Source organism: Testudinibacter sp. 'clade 2' (assembly GCF_006227735.1).
GTDB lineage: Bacteria > Pseudomonadota > Gammaproteobacteria > Enterobacterales > Pasteurellaceae > Chelonobacter.
In genome coordinates this window covers 1-4,165 of sequence record NZ_VDHB01000160.1, presented here as the reverse complement: position 1 = coordinate 4,165, position 4,165 = coordinate 1, and the positions used below count along the sequence as shown (strand labels likewise).

Genomic DNA, 4,165 nt, shown 5'->3' with positions numbered 1-4,165 from the left:
GACTATTTTTCGCAAATACAAGGCAAAAGTTGTGAAGTTTAGTCAGTCTAAACGAAAGGCTTTTAACGCCGTAGTGGCGAAAAATAGTCATAGTCCAACGGATTGTGTTTAAAATGAGCACACTCGTCGTTGTAACCCTCACCAATAGTCCCACTATTGATTTCGGCTTACGCCTAGATTGTGCTTATTTTAAACGACAACTCAAAATATAAACAAAGATCAACAGACCCTAACATAGCCGATTAATATTGTAAAAATAGGGGCGGATTATATATCTGCCCCTATTTTGCCTCATCAAATACCTTTTTGAACAATCTTAAAGTGCGGTTTAACCGCACTTTGCATGAATATGATGTCTATTCTAGCGCAAACTAAACTTACGCCTTAAGGTTCGCAGCAGTAAAAAGACCCAAGGCCATAATACACCACTGAAAACTGCCCCGAGCAGCTCTTGTGCGCTAAAATCGGCACTGTGCATAAACAGTTCGATCAAAAAAATACTGATATGAATAACGATAACCGCAATTATCACCAACATGCTTTGTAACCATAACGACAAGTTACGCAGCACAAGATGGTTAGACGCTATTAAATAAGCAAAAATCGATAATATCAGGGCGTGCACGCCGAGGATCGAGCCTAAACTAAGATCCCAAATCAGCCCGACCACAAACGCATAACCAATACTGATTTTATTCGGAATTGCCAACACCCAATACAATAACACCAACACTAACCAAGAGGGACGCAAACCTTGAAATTCAGCTGACCATGGTGTAATTTCCATCACCAGCGCAACCAAAAAAGTGCACACCACCATTAACAGTTGCAAAATCCAATTGCCTTTCATTACTGAGCGCCCTCTGTCAATGCATCTTGTTGCTGTTGATTGGCATCTGCCGGTGCCAACTCTTCATTTGCTGCGGGTTCTTGCGACGAATTTCCATCAATTTGTTCTTTGACAGTTTTATTATTGTCCGGTGCCAGCAGTTCATCTTGTCGAGTCGATAGTCGTTGACGCACGGTGTTGCGCACATCTTCCGGCGAAAGCGATTGTGGTCGGTGTAATTCATCATTCACCGGCCACAGTAACAGCAAGTAGCGCAAGCGCTCCAACGACGCTAACGGCTTGGCTGAAATCACCGCAAAATAGTTCTGCTTATCGGTTGAGACTGAATCGACGATAGCGACCGGATAACCTTCCGGAAAGCGCCCGCCCAAGCCTGATGTCACTAGCAGATCGCCTTTCACAATATCAACCGAATGCGGCACATTGTCCAGTTGCAGCTCATCACCGCGTCCCGTTCCGCTGGCAATCAAACGCACATCGTTACGCAATACCTGCAACGGAATCGAATGCGTAACATCGGTAATCAACAACACTCGACTAGTGGTTGCGCCCACAGAGGTAACTTGCCCGACCACACCTTTTTCATCAATCACCGGCTGTCCGACAAACACACCGTCACGACTACCTTGGTTGATCACTACTTGCTGGCGATAAATATCTGACTCAGTAGTCAATACTTCGGCAATTTTTTTATATTCATCGTAGCGTAACGGTGAATTTAGCAGCAAACGTAAGCGTTGATTTTCGACTTTGAGTTGATCCAACAGCAACAGATCGGCATTTTTTTCCCTTAGCTGCTCTTTCAGCACCCTGTTTTCGATTTGTAATTTAGACGTGTCGGCAAGGTTATCTGATACCCCATCCAGTACTGAACGGGGAATATTGGCAAAATAAAACAAACCGCTGATAGAGGTTTCCATCAGGCTGCGTACCTGAATCATACCACTGCTGCGGCCATCACTGATCATCAATAAAATCGATGCCACAATCGCCAGAATAAGACGAATTCCTAAAGGGGGAGCTTTAGAAAAAATAGGTTTCATGCGCTTTACTCTAAAAAGTGGCGGCTTTAATTGGTTTAAAACCGCACTTGTGAAAAAAAGAGTGTTTCAACGATTAGTCATCGCTGAAAATATCGCCACCGTGCATATCAATCATATCTAACGCTTCACCGCCGCCGCGTGCTACACAAGTCAATGGATCTTCAGCAACAATAACCGGCACACCGGATTCTTTCGATAATAGTCTGTCGATATTCGGCATCAAAGCACCGCCGCCGGTTAACACCATGCCACGTTCAAAAATATCTGCCGCCAGTTCCGGTGGGCAGGACTCAAGTGCGGTACGCACCGCTGTCACAATGCCGCTTAGTGGTTGTTGAATCGCTTCCAACACATCGCGTGAAGTCAATTTAAAGCTGCGTGGCGCACCTTCAGCAAGATTGTGTCCGTGTACTTCAATCTCTTTGATTTCATCATCTTCATCAATATAAGCGGTACCGATTTCTTGCTTAATCCGCTCTGCCGTTGCCTCTCCGATGGAAGAGCCAAACGTACGACGAACATAGGCAATAATCGCTTCATCAAACCGATCGCCGCCGATACGTACCGAAGACGAATACACCACGCCATTCAGTGAGATCACTGCCACTTCGGTGGTGCCACCGCCGATATCGATCACCATCGAACCGGTTGCAGTAGATACCGGTAATTTGGCACCAATCGCTGCCGCCATCGGCTCTTCGATCAAATAAACTTCACGCGCACCGGCACCGATTGCCGATTCTTTAATCGCACGCCGTTCAACTTGAGTCGCACCGGCTGGCACACAAACTAAAACTCGCGGACTAGGACGCATAAAATTGTTACGGTGAACTTGCTTGATAAAATATTGCAACATTTTTTCAGTGACGAAAAAATCAGCAATCACACCGTCTTTCATCGGACGAATTGCTGCGATGCTTTTTGGCGTACGCCCCAACATCATCTTGGCTTCACGCCCGACAGCCGCAATACTTTTCAGTGAGCCGGCACGGTCTTGACGAATCGCCACCACTGAAGGTTCATCCAGAACGATCCCCTGCCCTTTAACATAAATAAGTGTGTTAGCCGTGCCAAGATCGATAGAAAGGTCGTTAGAAAATAGACCACGAATTTTTTTAAACATAATAATTCCGATTAAGAAAGAGGGTTGAGCCGAGAGCGGCGAAAAAATTGTGCTAAATGTACCAAAAAACCACTGATTCCACAACTTGAAATCACAATATTGCCAGCAGTGTACATGTTGACAGCAGCAATCTTTCTGACGCCTATAACAGCATAAAAAAATGGCGGTCAACCGACAGCCATTTTTTGAACAATTCAGAACCGCACTTCTGCATTTTATCTAATTGTTTTTGCTAATGCTATTTGCTAATCAATCCCAAAAACTCTTTGCGGGTTTCACGATCTTCTAAGAATACGCCACCAAATGCTGATGTGACAGTGTAACTATTGGTATCCTTGATACCACGGCATTTGACACAAAAATGGGTTGCTTTAACATAAACCGCCACATCGTCGGTTTGTAAAATCGCCTGAAGTGCGGTCAACACCTGCTCGGTCAAACGCTCTTGCACTTGCGGCCGTTGCGCCAAAAAGGAGACCACTCGATTGATTTTAGACAAGCCTATCACCCAGTCTTTCGGGTAATACGCCACCGAAACTTGCCCGTCGATGGTAACAAAATGGTGTTCGCAGGTGCTGGTCAGCGTGATGTCGTTCACCAACACCATTTCACTGACTTTCATACGGTTGCGAATCGTGGTGATTTTAGGAAAATTGGCGTAATCCATGCCGGTAAAGATTTCATCAAGATACATTTTTGCCATTCTACCCGGCGTTTCTTCAATACTGTCATCGCTCAAATCCAAGCCGATCAGTTGGATGACTTCACGCATATGGCTCTCAATTTGTTTGCGACGTTCATTTAAACTTAAGGCGACGCTTTTCATCGGGGTTTCGATGCCTTTCGCTATCAAGGCATCACGCACTCTGGCGGCTTCAGCAGAAATGTTGCTCATTTATTACTCCAGTTAAAATCAAGTTTGTTATTCTAGCAAAGTTAACTTAATAGGCAAATGCAAGAATGTGGAATTTAAGCTAAAATAACCCAAATATCGGAATTATAAAACTATTAGGATCCGTTGATCGTTGTTTATAGCTTGAGCTATAGACGCTTTTTCGCCACTATTTTTTGCCAATATAAGCCAAAAGTAGTGAAGTTTAGTCATTCTAAACGAACGGCTTTAGCAAAAAATAGTGGCGAAAAAGCGTC

General features: G+C 44.5%; 4 protein-coding genes. All 4 read right to left on the bottom strand.

Translation table 11 applies throughout. From position 1 onward, the window contains the following. Nucleotides 1-361: 361 nt before the first annotated feature. Entirely contained in the window at nt 362-850 is a 489-nt protein-coding gene (gene mreD, locus FHQ30_RS11530) for a rod shape-determining protein MreD (RefSeq protein WP_132967484.1), read from the bottom strand. Next, nucleotides 850-1,893, bottom strand: coding sequence for a rod shape-determining protein MreC (mreC, locus tag FHQ30_RS11525; RefSeq protein ID WP_139612316.1), 1,044 nt, complete (start codon nt 1,891-1,893; stop codon nt 850-852). Before mreC ends, mreD begins: the two co-directional genes overlap by 1 nt. A 73-nt stretch (nt 1,894-1,966) precedes the next feature. After that, nucleotides 1,967-3,019 carry a rod shape-determining protein gene (locus FHQ30_RS11520; protein ID WP_132967502.1) on the bottom strand — a complete coding sequence of 351 codons (1,053 nt, stop codon included), beginning with the start codon at nt 3,017-3,019 and terminating at the stop codon, nt 1,967-1,969. Nucleotides 3,020-3,254: 235 nt separating this feature from the next. Then, nucleotides 3,255-3,911 (bottom strand): GTP cyclohydrolase I FolE, encoded by a 657-nt coding sequence (folE, locus tag FHQ30_RS11515; protein WP_132967482.1) that lies wholly within the window; start codon nt 3,909-3,911, stop codon nt 3,255-3,257. Nucleotides 3,912-4,165: the final 254 nt, after the last annotated feature.